Here is a 19,957-nt window from a genome sequence, read left to right as displayed (position 1 = left end):
CGGGCGGTTGAACTCGCAGCTAACCCACTGTTTCTTGTTGACCCAAGGTCGGATCCCTGCCGACGCCGCGCGGAATAAACGACACTACCCAGGCGGTCAGCGAAGTGACCCCGACCAGCAGACCGCGCACCAGCGGCGGCGCGTAGTCCGCCATGCGCACATACCCCCGGAAGCCCAGCGCCAGCACGTCGCGCAGGCTTTCGATCGGCCGGTCTTCAGGGAACCCGTCCTGCCACAGCGCCCAGGTATCGGCGCGGGCGAAGGTGCACTGAATGAAATCGATGTGTTCACGGGTGGAGAGGTCGACCAGGCGCACCCCCACCTTGTTGCCGAAGGCGCGCGTCACCACGCAGGGGAAGCTGTACTCCTGCTGGCCGCGCTTGAGCAGCAGCGAGGCTTTGTCGCCGTCTTTCAACGCGTTTTCCACCCGCATCTCGATGCCCACGCCGCCGTCGGAGTAATCGCGCAGCGTGCAGGGATACAGATGGCCGTCGGCACGCGCGATCGCCGCCGGCATGGCGATTTCCACGCGGTGCGCCTGACGCACCTGCTTGGCCTCCACCGCCACCGCCACCGCGCCGCCGAGAATCGTCATGTTGTACAGCACCCATACCAGGCTGATGATCACCGTCATCACCTCGTCCGTCGGGCCATAGGCCAACCGCCAGACGCCGAACGCCAGCCCGGCCAGGTTCAGGATCACCAGGAACATGTAAGGCCGGGTGATCACCCAGTCGACGTGCTCCTCCTCCACCAGCCCGCCCTTGGCGGTGACGTTGAATTTGCCCTTGTGCGGATTGAACAGCGCCACCGTCGTCGGCCGCGCGATATACCAGGCCAGCACCGTTTCATAGATTTCGCTCCAGAACGAATGGCGGTATTTCCCCTGGATACGTGAGTTGGTCAGGCTGGCGTGGATCATGTGCGGCAGCACATAAAGCGCGATCGCCAGCGCCGGTGCGAAGATGATGTAGGCATGCAGCAGCAAAAACGCCAGCGGCGCGGTGAGGAAGATCAGCCGCGGAATGCCCGACAGGAAGTGCAGCATGGCGTTGGCGTAGCACAGGCGCTGCGCCAGTTTCAGCCCCTTGCCCAACAGCGGGTTGTCCAGCCGGAAGATCTGCACCATGCCGCGCGCCCAGCGAATGCGCTGGCCGATGTGCGCCGACAGGCTCTCGGTCGCCAGCCCGGCGGCCTGCGGAATGCGGATGTAGGCCGAGGTGTGCCCGCGCCGGTGCAAGCGCAGCGAGGTGTGGGCGTCTTCGGTGACGGTTTCCACCGCAATGCCGCCGATCTCGTCCAGCGCGCTGCGGCGCAGGATGGCGCAAGAGCCGCAGAAGAAGGTGGCGTCCCACATGTCGTTGCCGTCCTGCACCAGCCCGTAGAACAAGGTGCCCTCGTTGGGCGTCTGGCGGAAGCGGCCGAGGTTGCGCTCGAACGGATCCGGCGAGAAGAAGTGGTGCGGGGTTTGCAGCATCGCCAGCTTTTTGTCTTTGAAGAACCAGCCCATGGTCAGCTGCAGGAAGGAGCGCGTCGGCACGTGGTCGCAGTCGAAAATCGCCACGAACTCGCCGGTGGCCTGCTTCAGCGCATTGTTGATGTTGCCGGCCTTGGCGTGTTCGTGGGTCGGCCTGGCGATGTATTTCACCCCCACTTCGTCAGCGAACGCCCGGAATTCGGGACGGTTGCCGTCATCGAGAATATAGATGTTCACCTTCTCTTTCGGCCAGTCGATGCCCAGCGCCGCGTAGATGGTGGGCTTCACCACCCCGAGATCTTCGTTGTAAGTCGGCACCATCAGATCGATAGTCGGCCAGGTGGCGCTATCGGCGGGCAACGGCACCGGCTGCCGGTTAAGCGGCCAGACGGTCTGGAAATAGCCCAGCACCAGCACCACCCAGGCGTAGGTTTCCGCCACCAGCAGCAACAGGCCGCACACCAGGCTGAGCGGATCGTCCCAGTTCAGCGTGGCGGTATAGCGCCACCACAGGTAGCGACAGGATACGGTCAGCGACAGCACGATCAGCATCAACCCCGGCAGGCGCCCCGGCACCCGGCGCACCACCATCGCGATCCCCCACAGCAGCAGGACGAACACGAACTGCGCCGGCAGATCGAACGGTTGCGAGATGCACAGCATGGCGAGGATCGCCGCCAGCACGCTGACCAGAATAAACAGCGCGCGCCGCATGCCGCGGCTCATGCGGCCGAGGCGCTCCACCGAACGCTGCTCCACGCCGGCGTTCTTCAGCCGTTGCGGCAGGCCCTGCAGCCAGTCGGCATAGCGCTGCTGCAGGCGGCGCCAACCGGCGAAATAGTCGCGCTGCACCGGCGCGCGGCCGCTGCTAAACAGCAGCAGCCACAGCCCCTGCAGCAGATAACGCAGCGCATCCGCCGGGCGCGGGCGGTCGGCGGAGAGATGCGGGAACCAATAAGCGCGGCCGGCGCGCACGCGCTGCCAGGCCGGCGATTCGAAGCGCAGCAGCAGCCAGCCCAACGCCACCAGCAGCGTGGCGAAAAAGGCGGTTAGCGCCGACGCGCCGTTGCGCCGATAGCCGCGGTAGCGCGTCTGCACCGCCTGACGCACCGGCGGCACCAGCAGCAGGCTCAGCACCCGGCTCATGGCGCAACGCCCCGCTTGAGGTTGATCAGGCACCAGTTGGCCAGCGTCAGCACTTCATCCGCCGCCAGACTCTCGGGGCGGTACTCGCCCAACGGCTGCTTGACCGCCAGCGCTTCCGCCAACGCTTCGTCGCGATGGATCACCACCGGCAACAGGCCGCTCAGCGTTTGCAGCCACAGCTGATGCAGATCCTGCTGCAGCTGGCTGGCGGAGGAGTAGTGATTGACCAGGAAACGGCAGTCGTTCGGCAGCGTCTGCTGATGGAGCCGTACCTGGCAGTTGGCGTCGGGGTTCAACAGCACGAACACGCTGTCGGCAAGCTGCAGCGCCTGCTGCGCCAGCACGCCGTCCCCGACCGGAACATCCAGCAGGATCCAGCGCAGCGGATCGCCGGCGATCAGCTGGCGCACATTGTCGCGCCAGCGTTCCGGCTGTTGCTGACACTGGCGCTGCACTTCCAGCCGTTCCGCTGCATTCAGGCGGCCAAAGGGCAGAAAGTTGAGGTTTTCACAGTAACGCAGCGCCCCTTCCTGCCAGCGCCCGCCGTCCCGCTCCGCGCGGGCCCAGCCACGCGCCAGCTCGAACGGCGTGTTGAAATGCAGGCGCAGCAGATTGTCCGGCGTGAAATCGATCGCCAACACCGACTCACCCAGCTGCTGCAACGCCCAGGCGAGCGCCGCCGTGACCGACGTCGTCCCCATTCCACCCCGCAACCCTTGCAGCGCGATCACCGGCATAGATCAGTGGCTCCCCGTGGTCTGCGCCAATTCGGCCAACAACGGCCAGCGCGTCATCATTTGCGTTAACCGCTCCTGCCGCGAAATATCGACATAGCTTAATTTCGGCAATGAAAAAGCCTGGCTGAGCGCCTGCAGGTCATCCTGGCTCTCCCCAGGTGCCGCTGCACGAAAATGGGTGGGTGCGTTATTCATTCTTCCGCCTTGGCGAAAATAGGCTATGTTAATTAACTATAGCAACGATACAAAAAGAGACAGGCAATAAGATGATTCTCAACAAATATTGTTGAATAGCGTCGGATATTTGTTATTGCCAGAGTAAAAATGGCTATCTTTAAATATAAACGCCTTTAGTCGGCTTTCAACGAAAGTAGAACACATCCTATGGCGCACTCTTTTTCTCTAGGCATTCGGCAGATTTGGGAAGAGCTGTCGGTGATGCAGGCCCCCGGGCTTTATTGGATCAATATCGACAGGCAAAGCGACGCCGCGTTGCTGTGTCGCCAGGTCATCGCCGCCCAGCCGGCCACCCACAAAGTCGCCCTGATCTGCAGCGGCGATAAACCCGAAAGCTTGCTGGCCGAGCTGGCTTCGCCTGCTTTGCAGAAGCTGCCGCTGTATCAATTACCGGAGAAAAAAGCCGCGCTGACGCAGCTGAGCGACGATCTGATGCGCGCCCTGCGGCCGCAAAATCGCTTACTTATCCTGCTGGCCCACGCCAGCCTGTGGCAAACCTTCACCACCGAAGAGCTGCGCGAGTGGACCCGTACCCTCGCCGCCTGGCTGCGGCGGCAGGGGTGTACGCTGTTGATCCTCAGCCACGGCGGCGGCATCAATAAGCTCAAGGGGCAGCTCAGCGCGCAGCATCGCATCCTGAACGGCCTGTCCAGCCTGCAATGGCAGCAGGACAGCGCGCAGTATCTGGTTAACTGGTGGAGCACCGAAAACGGCATCAATGCCAATCAGCTGCTGACGCTGTACGCCGCGGAAGGCGGCTGGCAGGGTGAGGATGAAAATAGCCAACCCTCCCCCACCGCCTTGCGCAGCGACGAAGGCCTGTATCTGGCCGAGCGCAGCATCCTGGAAGGCGCGCCGCCGCTGTCCGCCAACTGGCAGTTGCTGGGGAGCAATGACGAACTGGCGCAGCACGGCATGCTGAGACTCTCGGCGACGTTGATTTTCGCGCTGTACCAAAGCGACCAAATCGATCACCTGGCGCACCAAATCCACACCCTGCGCCGCAGCCGCGGCAACGGCCTGAAAATCGCGGTGCGCGAGATGAGCGCCAGCCTGCGCTACAGCGACGAACGGCTGCTGCTGGCCTGCGGCGCCAACCTGATCGTGCCGCACGTCGCGCCGCTGTCGCGTTTTCTGACCATGCTCGAAGGCATTCAGGGGCAGCGCTTCTCGCGCCATGTCCCCGCCGACATCGATGCGCTGCTGGCCGGCTTGCGCCCGCTGCAGCTCAAAGGCTATATGCGGCCGGAACCGTTCAGCCAGGCGGTGCTGTCGCTGATGGGCAACACGCTGCTGCCCGAGGACGGCAAAGGGGTGATGGTGGCATTGCGACCGGCCACCGGCCTGCGCGCCGAACAGGCGATGACCCTGTGCCACCTGCGGCGCTTCGGCGACGTGATGACCGTCGTGCAGGGGCGGCTGGTGCTGTTCCTCTCCACCTGCCGCATCAACGATTTGGATACCGCGCTGAAGTTCATCTTCCGCCTGCCGGTGGATGAAGCCTTCAGTAACCGGGTAGTGTGGCACCAGGACGTCGATATCATTTCGGAAATCAAACGCATGGCCCAGGGGCGCTGGCAGATTTCGGCCACCGGCACCGCCGGCGCCGCGCCGCGCCCCAGCGTGAAAGCGGCCGAGGTGCCCACAGAACGGCGCCAGCCGGTCGCCTTCACGCTGCCGCTCGGCCCGCAGGAGGAACCGCATGCTGAACCTTAACGACATCGTGCAACTGATCCTGCTGTGCGCGCTGATCTTCATTCCGCTGGGCTACGCCTTTCACCGGCGTTTTCCGCATTTGCGTCAATACTGGCAAAACCTGTTGTTATCGCCGCGCTATTTGAAATCCGCCGGTTTGTGGGTGCGCACAGGCTCCTCATCTCAGATTAAACGTAAGAAGCAGCCATGAATCCAAACTCGAAGACGCAATCCGATAACGCTCTGTGGCGCTACTGGCGCGGGCTGGGCGGCTGGAACCTCTACTTTCTGGCCAAATTCGCCCTGCTGTGGTTCGGCTACCTGAATTTCCACGCGCTGCCGAACCTGGTGTTCATGGCATTTCTGCTGATGCCGATCCCATCGCCGCGCCTGCACCGCTGGCGCCATTACCTCGCTATCCCGATCGGCATTGCGCTGTTCTACCACGACACCTGGCTGCCGGGCATCAACAGCATTCTCAGCCAGGGCTCGCAGCTGGCCGGCTTCAGCGCCCAGTATCTGCTGGAGCTGATCAACCGCTTTATCAACTGGCAGATGGTCGGCGCGGCCTTCGTGCTGCTTATTGCCTACCTGTTCGTCGCGCAGTGGGTGCGCGTCACGGTGTTCACCGTGGCGGCGCTGGTGTGGCTCAATATCGTCAACATCGCCGGGCCGGCGGTCTCACTGCTGCCCGCCACTTCCACGGCCTCGGCCGGCGGCGCCAATACGCCGGCCACGTCGGCGCCGGCGGCGGGGGACGCTGCGCCGGCAGACAGCCTGCCGCCGACCAGCGCCAACCTGACGGCCTACCTGAATCAGTTCTACGAGCGGGAAAAAGGCCGCGCCACCGCGTTCCCGGCCACCTTGCCCGCCGACGCCCAGCCGTTCGATCTGCTGGTGATCAACATCTGTTCGCTGGCCTGGGCCGATATGGAGGCGGTCAACCTGCAGAATCACCCGCTGTGGTCGAAGATGGACATCATGTTCGACAGCTTCAACTCGGCCACCGCCTACAGCGGCCCGGCGGCCATACGCCTGCTGCGCGCCAGCTGCGGCCAGCTTTCGCATCACGACCTGTATCAACCGGTGAACCAGCAGTGTTACCTGTTCGACAACCTGGCGAAGCTCGGCTTCAAGGAACAGCTGATGCTCGATCACTCCGGGGTATTCGGCAACTTCCTGAAAGAACTGCGTGAACAGGGCGACATGCAGGCACCGCTGATGTCGCAGGCCGGCATCGGCAACGAGCTGACCTCGTTCGACGGCGAGCCGATTTATAACGATCTCGAATTGCTGACCCGCTGGCTGGATCAGCAGCAAAAAGGCGGTGACGGCCGCACCGCCACCTTCTTCAACATCATTCCGCTGCACGACGGCAACCGCTTCGTCGGCTCCAGCAAGAGCGCCGACTATCAACCGCGCGCGCAGAAGCTGTTCGATCAGCTGAACACCTTCCTCGACCAGTTGGAGAAATCCGGCCGCAAAGTGGTGGTGGTGATCGTGCCGGAGCACGGCGCGGCGTTGGTGGGCGACAAAATGCAGATGTCCGGCCTGCGCGATATTCCCAGCCCGAACATCACCCATACGCCGGTCGGCATCAAACTGATTGGGATGAAGGCGCCGCATCAGGGCAGCCCGCTGCAGATCAAAACGCCGAGCAGCTATCTGGCGCTGTCTGAACTGGTGTCGCGCCTGGTGGACGGCAAGGTCTTCAGCGAGTCCAGCGTCGACTGGCAGGCGCTGACCCAGGGGCTGCCGCAGACCCCAGTCATCTCCGAAAACGACAACGCCATTGTGATGCAGTATCAGGGCAAGCCCTACATTCGCCTGAACGGCGGTGACTGGGTGCCTTACCCGCAATAAGCGCGGCCTCATCCCCCCAAAGCACGCCGCCGGCGTGCTTTTTTATTGGTTTTTTATAATAAAAATAGTGAAACCGCTCGACCGACAGAATGTTATTAACAACAAACCTTTGAATTCTATTATTCGATTATTATTTCCATACGAAGATTCTTAAAAAAATAACGATTTGTCAGAATAGCGTTAAGGGCAGAATTTAAAAAACGGGTTGTCGCGATCGTTTACTGACTAACACATTGATTGAATAATAAAAAACGCCGGCGCAGTGCCGGCGTTTGGTTTAAGCAGGAAAATCCGACGCCTTACGCCCCCGGATGCTCGTCCTGATCGACCGCAAAGCAGGCCACCATCTGCTCACCGTACTGTTTCAGCTGCGGCTGCAGCTGCACGCAGGTGCCGAAGGCGCGGCGGCAGCGGGCGTTGAACGCGCAGCCCGGCGGCGGGTTCATCGGGCTGGGCAGTTCGCCGGTCAGCTTGATGCGCTCGCGGCGCATATCCGGGTTCAACCGCGGCGTCGCCGACAGCAGCGCCTGGGTATAAGGATGGCGCGGATTGTTGAAGATCGCCTCTTTGCTGCCCTTTTCCACGCAGCGGCCGAGGTACATCACCATCACCTCGTCGGCGATGTGTTCCACCACCGACAGATCGTGCGAGATGAACACATAGGACAACCCCAGCTCCTGCTGCAGATCCATCATCAGGTTCAGCACCTGAGCACGCACCGACACGTCCAGCGCCGACACCGGTTCATCGGCGATCACCACGTCCGGGTTCAGCATCAGCCCGCGGGCGATGGCGATACGCTGGCGCTGGCCGCCGGAAAACATGTGCGGGTAGCGGTCGTAATGCTCGGTCTTCAGGCCGACCTTCGCCATCATCTCCAGCGCTTTTTCCCGCCGTTCGGCGGCGCTGAGCGGGGTATTGATCAACAGCGGTTCCTCGAGGATCTGCCCGACCTTCTTGCGCGGGTTGAGCGATCCGTAAGGATTCTGGAACACGATTTGGATCTTCTGGCGGCGCAGTTTCTCGGCCGAGACGTCCGGCTTCAGCAGGTCCTGCCCCTGATAGTACAGCTCGCCGCCGGTCGGCACTTCGATCATCGTCAGCAGGCGGCCGAGCGTCGATTTGCCGCAGCCCGACTCGCCGACCACCGCCAGCGTTTTGCCGCGCTCCAGGGTGAAGGAGACGCCGTCCAGCGCCTTGACCAGCCGCTCCGGCGCGAACAGGCCCTTTTTCACCGGGTAATGCTTCTTCAGGTCGATCGCCTGCAGTAAAGGTTGATTCTGGCTCATACGGTCGGCCTCCCCGCATCATCCAGCGGTGTGTGACATTTAACCTGACGGCCGGGAATGCTGCGCAGTTCCGGCTCCTCGTTACGGCAGCGCTCGTTGGCGTAGGGACAACGCGGGTTGAGCAGGCAACCGGTCGGGCGATCGTATTTGCCCGGCACCACGCCCGGCAGCGAAGCCAGGCGCGCCTTGTCGGCGGCGAACTCCGGCAGCGCGCGCAGCAGCGCCTGGGTATAAGGATGGCGCGGCGCGCGGAAAATCTCCGCCGCCTTGCCGGATTCCACCACCTGGCCGGCATACATCACGATGATGTGGTGCGCGGCTTCGGCCACCAGCGCCAGATCGTGGGTGATCAGCACCAGCGCCATGTTTTCGCGCTGCTGCAGGTCCAGCAGCAGTTCGATGATCTGCGCCTGGATGGTCACGTCGAGCGCGGTCGTCGGCTCATCGGCGATCAGCAGCTTCGGCCGACAGGCGATGGCCATGGCGATCATCACGCGCTGGCTCATGCCGCCGGAAAGCTGGTGCGGGTACACGTCCAGCCGCGAGGCCGGATCGGGAATGCCCACCTGGGTCAGCAGATCGATAGCGCGCTGGCGGCGAGTGCGGCGGTTGCCGCCCTGATGCACCTTCAGCGCCTCCATGATCTGGTAACCGACGGTATAGCACGGGTTCAGGCTGGTCATCGGATCCTGGAAGATCATCGCTACTTCAGAACCCACCAGCTGGCGGCGCTCTTTTTCGGAGATCTTGCGCAGATCCTGGCCGTTGAACTCCAGCTTGTCGGCCATCACCTTGCCGGGGAAATCGATCAGGCCCATGATCGCCAGCGAGCTGACGGATTTGCCGGAGCCGGATTCACCGACGATGCCGACCACCTGGCCTTGCTCCACGCTGTAACTGATGCGGTCTACCGCGCGGAACGGGGTGCCTTCGTCACCGAAGTGCACCGAAAGCTTGTCTACATTCAATAACGCCATCTCTCTCGTCCTCTGTTACTGCTTGAGTTTGGGGTCGAGAGCGTCACGCAAACCGTCCCCCATCAGGTTAAATGCCAGCACCGTCAGCAGGATCGCCAGGCCGGGGAAGGTCACTACCCACCAGGCGCTTTGCGCGAACTGCAGCACGTCGGAGAGCATGGTGCCCCACTCCGGCGTCGGCGGTTGCGCGCCCATGCCCAGAAAGCCGAGAGCGGCCATGTCCAGAATGGCGTTCGAGAAACCGAGAGAAGCCTGCACGATCAAAGGCGCCAGGCAGTTAGGCAGAATGTTGACGAACATCTGGCGCAGCGCGCCGGCGCCCGCCACCCGCGAAGCGGTGACGTAATCGCGGTTCACTTCCGCCAGCACCGCCGCACGCGTCAGACGCACATAGTGCGGCAGCGCGACGAAGGTGAGCGCCAGCGAAGCGTTGACGATCGACGGCCCGAACACCGCCACCAGCACCAGCGCCAGCAGCAGGCTCGGCAGGGCCAGCATGATGTCGACGACGCGCATGATCACCGCATCCACCGCGCCACCGAAGTAGCCGGCCAGCAGGCCGAGCACCACGCCCATGATCAGCGACAGCACCACCACCAGGCAGCCGACCAGCAGCGACAGGCGCGCACCGTACATCAGGCGCGACAGCACGTCGCGGCCCACGTCGTCGGTGCCGAGAAGGTATTGCCAGCTGCCGCCCTCTTGCCACACCGGCGGCTTGAGCAGCGCGTCGCGGAACTGATCCGCCGGCGCATGCGGCGCCAGCACCCCGGCGCCGAGCGCGATCACCAGCATCAGAACGATATACACCAGGCCGACCACGGCCCCTTTATTGCGCTTGAAATAGTGCCAGAACTCCTGAAACGGGGTCATCGGCTTCGGCGCACCTTTAACTGCAGACTCAGTGATTTGAGACATGAGAGCGCCCCTTATTTCTTGTGGCGAATACGCGGGTTGACCACGCCGTAGAGCACGTCTACCAGCAGGTTAACCAGAATGATCATACAGGCGACCAGCAACACCCCGCCCTGCACCACTGGGTAATCGCGGCGCTGCAGCGCGTCGATCAGCCAGCGGCCCAGTCCCGGCCAGGAGAAGATGGTTTCCGTCAGAATGGCGCCGGCCAGCATGGTGCCGACCTGCAGCCCGATCACCGTCACCACCGGCAGCAGCGCGTTGCGCAGCGCGTGGACGACGATCACCCGCATGCGGCTCACGCCCTTGGCGCGCGCGGTGCGGATGTAGTCTTCACCCAACACTTCCAGCATCGAGGAGCGGGTCATGCGCACGATCACCGCCAGCGGGATGGTGCCCAGCACGATGGCCGGCAGGATCATGTGCATCACTGCGTCGATAAAGTCGCCCGGCTCGCCCCAGATCAGAGTGTCTATCAGCATGAAGCCGGTCAGCGGATGGCTGTCGTCGAGGAAGACCGTGTCGCTGATGCGGCCCGACACCGGCGTCAGGTTAAGCTGCACCGACACCAGCATGATCAGCATCATGCCCCACCAGAAAATCGGCATCGAATAGCCGGTCAGCGAGATGCCCACCGCGGTGTGATCGAAGACCGAGCCGCGCTTGACCGCCGCCAGCACCCCGACCGGGATGCCTACCAGCACCGCGAACAGCATCGCGCAGAAGCCCAGCTCCAGCGTGGCCTGAAAGCGCGGAACGAACTCGCTCCAGACGGAGATGCGGCTTTTGAGTGAGGTGCCCAGATCGCCGTGCAGCACGTTGGACACGTAGGAGAAATATTGTTGATAGAGCGGCTTGTCCAGCCCCATTTCCGCCATCAGCTGCGCGTGGCGCTCGGCGGAGATACCGCGTTCCCCGGCCATGATGGTCACCGGGTCGCCGGGGATCATATGGACGAATGCAAAAGTCAGCAATGTAATGCCGATAAACGTTGGGATAACTAACCCCAAACGTCGGAGTATGAACTGCAACATATCCCGAACTCTCTGTATCAATGCCCGGCAGCTCATCGTCCGCCAGGCTTATTAACGCTCACATGCCTTTGAACGATTCGACGGCCATACGCCGGAGACTGGTCAGCAGGGGCGCAAACCTGTTGCGCCCCTGCAAGTCCATTCGTGCGTCTCCGGTAAAGCGGTCGAAATCAGTCTACAGAGACATTCTCGAAGTGATGCTTACCGAGTGGATCCACGACGTAGCCTTTCACTTCCTTACGCACAGGCTCGTACACGGTGGAGTGTGCGACAATCAGCGCCGGAGCCTGATCGTGCATCACCACCTGCGCCTGCTTGTACAGTTCGATGCGCTTGTCGTGGTTGGATTCGGCGCGCGCCGGTTGAATCAGATCTTCAAACGGCTTGTAGCACCAGCGGGAGTAGTTGGAGCCGTCTTTCGCCGCCGCGCAGCTGAACAGCGTGGCGAAGAAGTTGTCCGGATCCCCGTTGTCGCCGGTCCAGCCCATCATCACCGTCTGGTGCTCGCCCGCTTTGGCGCGCTTGAGGTATTCACCCCACTCATAGGTCACGATTTTGGCTTTCACGCCGATCTTGGCCCAGTCGGCCTGGATCATTTCCGCCATGCGGCGCGCGTTCGGGTTGTAAGGACGCTGTACCGGCATCGCCCACAGGTCGATGCTGAAGCCGTCGGCCATGCCCGCTTCTTTCAGCAGTGCTTTCGCCTTGGCCGGATCGTAAGCGTAATCCTGCACCGCGTCGTTATAGCCCCACATGGTCGGCGGGATCAGGTTCTTGGCCGCCTGGCCCGCGCCCTGATAAACCGCGTCGATGATCGCCTGCTTGTTGACCGCCATGGTCAACGCCTGGCGCACCTTCAGGTTATCCAGCGGCTTTTTCTCGACGTTGAACGACAGGTAACCCACGTTCAGGCCCGGCTGTTCCATCAGGTTGATGGACTTGTCTTGCTTCATACGGGCGATATCGGCCGGGTTCGGGTACGGCATCACCTGGCATTCGTTTTTCTGCAGTTTGGCGTAGCGCACGGAGGCGTCAGGCGTGATGGAGAACACCAGGCGATCGATCTTCGGCTTGGTGCCCCAGAAACCGTCGAATGCCTTGTACAGGATCTTGGAGTCTTTCTGGTATTGCAGCAGCTGGAACGGACCGGTGCCGATCGGATTCAGGTCGACTTTCTCCGGCGTGCCGGCTTTCATCATCACGTCGGCATATTCGGCGGACAGGATGGACGCGAAGTCCATGCCCAGGTCAGCCAGGAACGGCGCCTCCGGGCGGTTCAGCACGAAGCGCACGGTGTTGTCGTCCACTTTTTCAATCTTGGCGATCAGCTTAGGCATGTCCATGCCTTCAAAGTATTCGTAACTGCCGCCGGACACTTTGTGGTAGGCGTTGTTCGCATCCAACTGGCGCTCAAAGGAGAACACCACGTCGTCGGCATTAAAGTCGCGCGTCGGCTTGAAGTCTTTGCTGCTCTGCCACTTCACGCCTTTGCGCAGGTGGAAGGTGTAGGTTTTGCCGTCTTCGCTGACGTCCCACTTCTCAGCCAGGCCCGGCTGCAGTTCGGTGGTGCCGATTTTGAATTCGACCAGGCGGTTGTAGATCGGTACCGAGCTGGCGTCGTAGGTGGTGCCGGAGGTAAACAGCTGCGGGTTGAACCCTTCCGGGGAACCTTCAGAACAGTAAACCAACGTCTTGGCCTGAACGCTGGCCGCCACGGTCAGCGCGATCAGCCCAATGCCGAATTTCAGAACCCCCGATTTACCCAAGGAACGTGTCATCGTTAGTGCTCCATTGTGTGATGTGATGTGTGTAATTGCCGCCAGACCTGTATTTTTTATTGCGTGGCCTGTGCGATCGGCGCCCGAAGGCAGAAGGCGTACGAGGAGAGAATGCCGGATGGAACGCATCGCGGCGGGGACGTCTGAGCGCGTGGAATTCACTCAAACAACTCTCGCTCTTACCCCTGAGGCTATCAAGTTGCCAACTGTTTGGGGTGTCGTCAATATAACCAGTGGGGATTTACGCAGACTGTGAGAAACAGCAAACAAACATAAAAAAAACCTTTTGTTAACAGTTCCAGCATGAAAATTTATGCTAAGCGGTCATTTTTAGCGCATTGGTCTGACCCTCACAAACTTACTGGTTTTTAACTCCGTTAAAAAACCCCAAAACTTTGTTGCTGAATGATGAATATCTGAACGGTTATTTTTGTGATCGCCGTTAAAGACAGGAGGAAATGCTGAAGGATTACCCAAAAGGGTGAGTCCGATGGCCGCGTTTTTCCCAGGGTGTCGCCACAATCTGTGCGGCGTAAAAAAACTTTCGGCGGTGAAAAAGCCGGGGGCGAAAGGATATCCCCCGGCAACGCACTGCAACCGATTATTGAACGCCGGCGCTGTTGCCCAGGCTGGCATTCATGCTGTTAAGAATATCGCCGTTGTCCGCATCGATCTCCCAGGAGAACAGGCCGCCCAACTGCTTATCCAGCACGTACTTGCCTTTGGCCTGCACCGAGCGGGCATCGTCGAAGGTGATCAGATCGCCGGTGGAAGGCTTGAACACGTAAGGCGCTTCCGCCGTGGCGTCGTAGGTGTACTGCCACTCGCCGCTCATGAACTGACTGGCGATTTGGCGGTAGTCCACGATGCCGTTCTCCCAGGTGCCTTTAACCGGCCCGGTGGCGGTGCCGGTAAACGGAATATTGTTCTGGTAGCCGTTCACCCCGGTCCAGCCGCGACCATACATGGCGGTGCCGACCACGATCTTGCCCGGCTTGACGCCCTGCGCCAGCAGCGCATTGACGCCGTTCACCGTGGTGTAGGCGGTGTCCGGTTTCCAGGCCGGCGCATTCAGCGCGGTCTGGTGCCCCAAGTTCTTCAGATCGAAGGCGCCGTAGAAGTCGTAGCTCATCAGGAAGATGTGATCCATCGAGTTCTGCGCGACGTTGTAAGCCACCTTATCGATCTTGTCCTTGCCGGCGCTGATGGCGGAGGTGAGCTCATACTTGCGGCCGGTTTCCGCCGACAGCTGATCCAGCATCGCCCGCAGCTCCTTCATCAACAGCACATAGGTTTCCCCGTCCTGCGGGCTGCCCAGGTTCGGGTTGGCGCCTTTGCCGCCCGGGAACTCCCAGTCGATATCCACGCCGTCGAAGAACTTCCAGGTCTGCAGGAACTCTTTCACCGAGCCGACGAAGCGATCGCGCTTCACCTTGTCGCCCATGAAGAAGAACGGGTCAGACAGCGTCCAGCCGCCGATCGACGGCAGGATTTTCAGGTCAGGGCGCGCCTGCTTCAGCGCCATCAGCTGGCCGAAGTTGCCCTTGTAGGGGTCATCCCAGGCGGTGACGCCCTTCTGCGCTTTTTGCAGCGCGGCAAACGGATCGTGGATCGAGACTTTGAAGTCCTCGCGGCCCTGACAGGAGCGCTGCAATGCCTGGAAACTGCCTTCGATCTCTTTCAGGCTGTCGTTGATGCCGTTGCCGCCGCAGATCGGGATAAATCCGTACAGCAGGTGGGTCAGGTTTTGCGCCGGGATCTTGTCGACGGTGAAATTGCGCCCGTAAACGCCCCACTCGACAAAATAAGAACCGACGACTTTGCCGGAGTTTTGTTTATAAGGTTTGTTCTTTTCCAGCAGCGGCTCTTTCAACGGCGCCAAATGGCTGCCGTCGGTGTCGGCCACCACAATTTCGGTGGCGTCGCTGGCGGTGCAGCCGTCGGCATTACACAGTGCCACCTGCATTTGATAACGGCCGCCTTTATTCACTTTAAAATTCGCCGTACCGGAAGATCCGGTTGAAGGGCCGCTCCACGCCTCTTTGCCATTTAATAAAATTTTTGCCGTCGTGCCGGTATCGCCATTCCATAAATTCCAGGAGACAGAAACGTCGGCGGCATTTTTTACCTTCACCAGATTATTATAAGCGGTGGCCGCCTGGTCGACTTCGACGATAGCGAACTTGGTGTTGCCCCAGGCGATGGTCGGTTTGCCCGGTGCGGCGGCCTGCGCCGCGGAACACAGCGTGCTGCCGATCAACAGCGCCAACAGCGGTTTATTAAATTTGCGCATAACTGATTCCTTTATTCCGAGAGGATAAACATAAAAGAGTTAATCGACGCCACGCATTGCCGGAGAAAAATGATCCCGCAATAATCCACGAAGATTAACGTTAATAAATAATCACGGTATTTCCCACGCGGCGGGAATAAGAGCTCCCGCGTTGTCCATTCAGACTATAGGTAAAAAAAACGTGAAAACAAGAGCGCTATCAACCGGGTTTTATTTGGCAAGCATGAATTTATTTAAATATAAAAATAAGAACCTAATGGGAATAAGGAGTGTGAATTAATTAAGCGTAAAGGATAAATATATTTCACGAGGACGGCAGATTGACGTGCGCCATAAAGCGCAGCCGACCATATCGGAGGAGGTGCTCATCCTCATAAACGACGGGCGAAAAAAAACCTGCTTTAAAAAGCAGGTTTTTCGAATGTGGTCGGCGAGAGAGGATTACGCGCATCTTTGATGCGCGCCCTGCGGGCCGTTGCTGAAGCAACGTTGTCTCGCTTCGCGAGGCTCGAACCTCCTGCGGAGGTGCTCATCCTCATAAACGACGGGCGAAAAAAAACCTGCTTTAAAAGCAGGTTTTTCGAATGTGGTCGGCGAGAGAGGATTACGCGCATCTTTGATGCGCGCCCTGCGGGCCGTTGCTGAAGCAACGTTGTCTCGCTTCGCGAGGCTCGAACCTCCTGCGGAGGTACTCATCCTCATAAACGACGGACGAAAAAAAACCTGCTTTAAAAAGCAGGTTTTTCGAATGTGGTCGGCGAGAGAGGATTCGAACCTCCGACCCACTGGTCCCAAACCAGTTGCGCTACCAAGCTGCGCTACTCGCCGATGCGGGGCGCATCTTACTGCTGGCGGTTATAGGCGTCAATCACTTTTTTGCCCCTGCATTTCAAGTGGTGATAAAAGCGCCATAATGCGCTGCGCCGGGGGTTGCGCAGCGTATTTCACTCAGGCGTTGGCGGTTTTCAGCGCCGGCGTCTGCGCACGCAGGAACGGCAGCAGGAACAGCGCCGACAGGCAGGCAGCGATGGAAATCACCACGAAGAAGCCGTTCCAGTGCCAGATCTCCATCACCCGCGCAATCGGGTAGCCGGACAGCGCCGCGCCCAGGTAGGCGAACAGGCCGACGAAACCGGTCGCCGCACCCGCCGCATCCTTGTGCGAGCACTCCGCCGCCGCCATGCCGATCAGCATCTGCGGGCCGAAGATGAAGAAGCCGATGGCGAAGAAGCAGCAGGCCTGCAGCAGGTAGGTCACGCCCGGCATCAGCCACAGCGCCGCCACCGACAGGAAGATACCGATGGCGAAGATCAGGTTCATCGGGCCGCGGTTGCCGCGGAACAGCTTGTCGGAGCCCCAACCGGCCACCAGCGAACCGATAAAGCCGCCCACTTCAAACAGCGAAATGGCCGAGTTGGCGGTCATCAGCGAATAGCCCTTTTCCTGCGTCAGGTAGAGGTTGCCCCAGTCGTTGATCGCGGTGCGCACGATGTACACCAGCACATAAGAGACCGCCAGCAGCCAGATGTACTTGTTGGTCAGCACGTAGCGTTTGATGATCTCGCGGTTGCTCAGCCCCTGGCCTTCCGATTCCTGCACCAGCTCCATGGCGTCGTTACGCCATTTGCCGACGCTCGGCAGCCCCAGGGTGGATGGCTTGTCGCGCAGGCGCCAGCACATCAGCAGCCCCAACACCACGCCGATGATGCCGGGAATGATCATGCCGTAACGCCAGCTGAAGTGCAGCGAGATAAAGCCCACCAGCAGCGGGATCAGCGCGCCGCCGACGTTGTGCGAAGTGTTCCAGATCGCCCACCAGCTGCCGCGCTCGGAGCGCGAATACCAGCTGGTGAGGATTTTGGAGCACGGCGGCCAGCCCCAGCCCTGGAAGAAGGCGTTGAGGATCCACAGCGTGCCCAGCATCAGCAGCGACGAACTGAGGCCGAAGAAGATATTCAGCACCCCGGTCATGATCAGGCCCAGCCCCATAAAGTAACGCGGGTTGGAGCGATCGCTGATCATGCCGGAAATGAATTTCGAGCAGCCGTAGGTGATGTAGAACAGCGTGCCGAGGATGCCGACGTCGGACATCGTCAGGCCCAGATCGCTCAGCATCGCCGGCATGATGAAGTTGAAGCTTTTGCGCGTGAAGTAAAACGCGGCGTAGCCGATGTACATGGTGCACATCAGCTGGATGCGCCAGTATTTGTAGCTGGCGTCGATCTGCCGTTGATCGGTGACCTGCGGCGCGTCCGAGCGGCTTTTAAGGAAAGACCACATGTGGAACCTCAGAGGATTGAATAAAGTGCCGCTATGATGCTCCTCGCGCGCGCGGGAGGCTTACGCCGGATTCCCGACGCGGCTAGGAGTTTTTCCTAGTTTGGCGCTTGCGCCGGTGAAACTGTGGGCAAGATCACACTCAAACAGGCGCCCCGTTCAGCGGTGAACCGCAGGCTGCCGCCGAGGGCGCTGATGCGCTCCTGCATACCGCGCAGGCCATACCCCGGCTGATGGTTTTCCGCATCGAAACCCACGCCATTGTCGCGGATGGTCAGGGCGATCAGCGGCGCGGCGCCTTTGCGCGGCTGCAGGCGCGCGTCCAGCTCCAGGCGGCTGGCGCCGGCGTGGCGGCACACATTGGTCACCCCTTCCTGACACACCCGGTACAGCGTGATTTTCAGCGTTTCATCCAGCAGCTCGTCCGGCACCTGCCACTGCAGGCTGCTCACCAGCGACGCGTCCTGCGGCAGCGACTCCCGCAGCATCGCCGCCACCGCCGCCGACAGCGGCAGGTTGTTCAGCGCCGCCGGCCACAGCTGGGTCAGCACGTCGTGCACCCCGTCGTAAACCCGCAGCGCCAACGCATCGATGGCGTCGGCGCAGCCGATCACCGCCGGCTCCGGCGCCAGGCGTTTGACGATGCTGGCCTGGGTGCGGATCACGGTGATGGTCTGCCCCACTTCATCGTGCAGCTCGCGCGCCACCTCGCGCCGGGTTTGCTCCTCCGCCGTCACCAGCGCCCGCGCCAGCTGGCGGTTCTCCGCCAGCCGCAGCCGCAGTTGCTGATTCAGCTCGCGCTGGCGCTGAATGCCGGCGCCCAGCAGCAGCCCGGTCAGGCTTTGGGCCAGCAGCGACAGCAGCAGATCGCGGTGCGACTCCGGCTGCGGCGGCTCGTTGACCATCAGCGCCACGCCGTTGAGCAGCGTCGCCAACAGCGCGCCCTGCCAGCCGTAGCGGTAAGACATGAACACGATAGGAATGGCCAGGCAGAACGGCGCGAAACGGCGCAGCTCGGCGGCGTTCACCTGCTGCTGCAGCCAGATGCTGAACGCAAACAGCAGCAGATAGCTGGCCAGGTGGCCGAGGCGCAGCTCCACCGGCTTGTGGATCAGCCCCGGCTCCAGCGGCACCCAGATTTGGCGCGCCAGATAGTGCCACAACAGCAGGCAGGTCGGCGCGATGGTGAAACCGCCGGTCAGGCCGAGCAGCAGCGCGCGGGCGCCTTCGCCGCTCACCAGCTGCCACACCAGCGCCTGCAGCAAGGCGGCGGCGGCCACCACCGCGCCCTGCAACAGCGGCCACCGCCATTCGCTGTCGCTCTGCTGATGGCGCAACAGCCACGGCGAGGCCAGCAGGCTGAGCAGCACCGTCAACACCAGTACCGCCACCGACGCCCACAGCGCCGGGCCGTAACCGAACTGGTCCGCCAGCAGCGCCATCAGCAGCAGATCGGCCAGCAGGATCCCCGGCCAGAAACGGTACGGGCTCTGCAGCAAAATGCCCATGCGCAGGCCGAACGGGAACAGCAGCAGCGCCTGCCAGGGCGGGTCGATCAGCGCGGTGCCGATGCCCCACAGGCAAAAGGCGCTGGCGGCGTAGATGAAAAACAGCGCCAGCTGGGTGATCAGGCGCTGCGTCACAGGTTCAGCATCCGTCTGGCCAGCTCGACGTTATTGTTGATGCCCAGCTTGGCGAACAGGTTGGCGCGATGCACATGCACCGTCTTCGGCGACAGCCCCAAGGCGGCGGCGATCTCGCGCACCTCCTGGCCCTGCGCCAGCAATAGCGCGATCTCGCGCTCGCGGCGGGTCAACGGATCGACCCTCACCCGCGCCAGCTGCTGGGCGATTTCCGGCATCAGGTAGACGCCGCCGCCGGCGACGGTGCGCACTGCGGTGATCAGATCTTCCGGCTTGCAGCGCTTGGAGAGGAAACCGCTGGCGCCGCGTTCCAGCGCCATTTCCACCAGCGCCGGGTTGTCGTGCATCGACAGCATCACCACGCGGATGCCGGAGGGAATGTCCGCCAGCAGATCCAGCCCGCTGCCGTCCGGCATCGAAATGTCACAGATGCAGATTTCCGCCTCCAGCCCCGGCAGGCCGGCGCGCGCCTGCGCCGCGCTGCTGAACTCGCCCACCACCTGAATATCGGCCTCCAGCGACAGCAGCTGCACAAAGCCCGAGCGCACAATGTCATGATCGTCGATAAACGCCACGCGCAGGGTCATGGAAATCTC

15 protein-coding genes, 1 tRNA gene and 2 other RNA genes are annotated in these 19,957 nt (G+C 61.4%); 3 read left to right on the top strand and 15 right to left on the bottom strand.

Going from position 1 to position 19,957, the window contains the following annotated elements:
• Positions 1-19: 19 nt before the first annotated feature.
• From bcsA to bcsR, 3 genes are read right to left on the bottom strand one after another with little or no spacing between them, the layout of a single operon-like run.
• Positions 20-2,623, bottom strand: a complete 2,604-nt coding sequence (gene bcsA, locus ACUXAC_RS22405) for a UDP-forming cellulose synthase catalytic subunit (RefSeq protein WP_454266883.1) — start codon at positions 2,621-2,623, stop codon at positions 20-22.
• Complete coding sequence (gene bcsQ / locus ACUXAC_RS22400) at positions 2,620-3,360, bottom strand: cellulose biosynthesis protein BcsQ (RefSeq protein WP_060424245.1); 741 nt, start codon at positions 3,358-3,360, stop codon at positions 2,620-2,622. The genes bcsA and bcsQ overlap by 4 nt, the downstream gene beginning before the upstream one ends.
• A gap of 3 nt (positions 3,361-3,363) precedes the next feature.
• Positions 3,364-3,555, bottom strand: a complete 192-nt coding sequence (gene bcsR / locus ACUXAC_RS22395; protein ID WP_033649881.1) for a cellulose biosynthesis protein BcsR — start codon at positions 3,553-3,555, stop codon at positions 3,364-3,366.
• A gap of 189 nt (positions 3,556-3,744) precedes the next feature.
• Between bcsR and bcsE the strand changes: the two genes are divergently transcribed.
• The 3 genes from bcsE to bcsG are packed head-to-tail and all read left to right on the top strand — an operon-like array spanning position 3,745 to position 7,155.
• On the top strand, positions 3,745-5,313 hold the full coding sequence (bcsE, locus tag ACUXAC_RS22390) for a cellulose biosynthesis protein BcsE (RefSeq protein ID WP_387443996.1): 1,569 nt from the start codon (positions 3,745-3,747) through the stop codon (positions 5,311-5,313).
• Entirely contained in the window at positions 5,300-5,503 is a 204-nt protein-coding gene (gene bcsF, locus ACUXAC_RS22385; RefSeq protein ID WP_004934139.1) for a cellulose biosynthesis protein BcsF, read from the top strand. Before bcsE ends, bcsF begins: the two co-directional genes overlap by 14 nt.
• Positions 5,500-7,155 carry a cellulose biosynthesis protein BcsG gene (bcsG, locus tag ACUXAC_RS22380; RefSeq protein WP_180547989.1) on the top strand — a complete coding sequence of 552 codons (1,656 nt, stop codon included), beginning with the start codon at positions 5,500-5,502 and terminating at the stop codon, positions 7,153-7,155. Before bcsF ends, bcsG begins: the two co-directional genes overlap by 4 nt.
• Positions 7,156-7,454: 299 nt before the next feature.
• On the opposite strand, the gene dppF is transcribed toward bcsG, so the two are convergent.
• From dppF to uhpA, 12 genes are all read right to left on the bottom strand, one after another.
• Positions 7,455-8,444: a dipeptide ABC transporter ATP-binding subunit DppF gene (dppF, locus tag ACUXAC_RS22375; protein WP_047729477.1), complete on the bottom strand. Its 990-nt coding sequence runs from the start codon at positions 8,442-8,444 to the stop codon at positions 7,455-7,457.
• Entirely contained in the window at positions 8,441-9,421 is a 981-nt protein-coding gene (gene dppD, locus ACUXAC_RS22370; protein WP_038874024.1) for a dipeptide ABC transporter ATP-binding protein, read from the bottom strand. The genes dppF and dppD overlap by 4 nt, the downstream gene beginning before the upstream one ends.
• Before the next feature lie 15 nt (positions 9,422-9,436).
• Positions 9,437-10,339, bottom strand: a complete 903-nt coding sequence (gene dppC / locus ACUXAC_RS22365; RefSeq protein ID WP_038874021.1) for a dipeptide ABC transporter permease DppC — start codon at positions 10,337-10,339, stop codon at positions 9,437-9,439.
• An 11-nt stretch (positions 10,340-10,350) separates the two neighbouring features.
• Positions 10,351-11,370, bottom strand: coding sequence for a dipeptide ABC transporter permease DppB (gene dppB, locus ACUXAC_RS22360; RefSeq protein WP_043129106.1), 1,020 nt, complete (start codon positions 11,368-11,370; stop codon positions 10,351-10,353).
• Positions 11,371-11,540: 170 nt separating this feature from the next.
• A complete protein-coding gene (gene dppA / locus ACUXAC_RS22355; protein WP_047729481.1) occupies positions 11,541-13,148 on the bottom strand; it encodes a dipeptide ABC transporter periplasmic-binding protein DppA in 1,608 nt (535 codons plus the stop codon).
• A gap of 601 nt (positions 13,149-13,749) precedes the next feature.
• Positions 13,750-15,441, bottom strand: a complete 1,692-nt coding sequence (locus tag ACUXAC_RS22350; protein WP_049198206.1) for a glycosyl hydrolase family 18 protein — start codon at positions 15,439-15,441, stop codon at positions 13,750-13,752.
• 424 nt (positions 15,442-15,865) lie between these two features.
• Positions 15,866-15,994: non-coding RNA, RtT sRNA (locus tag ACUXAC_RS22345), on the bottom strand.
• A 34-nt stretch (positions 15,995-16,028) separates the two neighbouring features.
• A non-coding RNA gene (locus tag ACUXAC_RS22340) (RtT sRNA) lies at positions 16,029-16,157 on the bottom strand.
• 35 nt (positions 16,158-16,192) lie between these two features.
• A tRNA-Pro gene (locus ACUXAC_RS22335) sits at positions 16,193-16,269 on the bottom strand.
• 120 nt (positions 16,270-16,389) lie between these two features.
• Positions 16,390-17,721, bottom strand: a complete 1,332-nt coding sequence (gene uhpC / locus ACUXAC_RS22330; protein ID WP_038875891.1) for an MFS transporter — start codon at positions 17,719-17,721, stop codon at positions 16,390-16,392.
• A gap of 95 nt (positions 17,722-17,816) precedes the next feature.
• Positions 17,817-19,361, bottom strand: coding sequence for a signal transduction histidine-protein kinase/phosphatase UhpB (gene uhpB / locus ACUXAC_RS22325; protein ID WP_049202602.1), 1,545 nt, complete (start codon positions 19,359-19,361; stop codon positions 17,817-17,819).
• A complete protein-coding gene (uhpA, locus tag ACUXAC_RS22320; protein WP_004934117.1) occupies positions 19,358-19,948 on the bottom strand; it encodes a transcriptional regulator UhpA in 591 nt (196 codons plus the stop codon). The genes uhpB and uhpA overlap by 4 nt, the downstream gene beginning before the upstream one ends.
• Between the last annotated feature and the right edge of the window lie 9 nt (positions 19,949-19,957).

It is taken from the genome of Serratia sp. 121840015-1 (assembly GCF_053627655.1).
The sequence above is the reverse complement of the archived record's forward strand: the minus strand, read 5'-3'. Positions and strand labels throughout refer to the sequence as shown.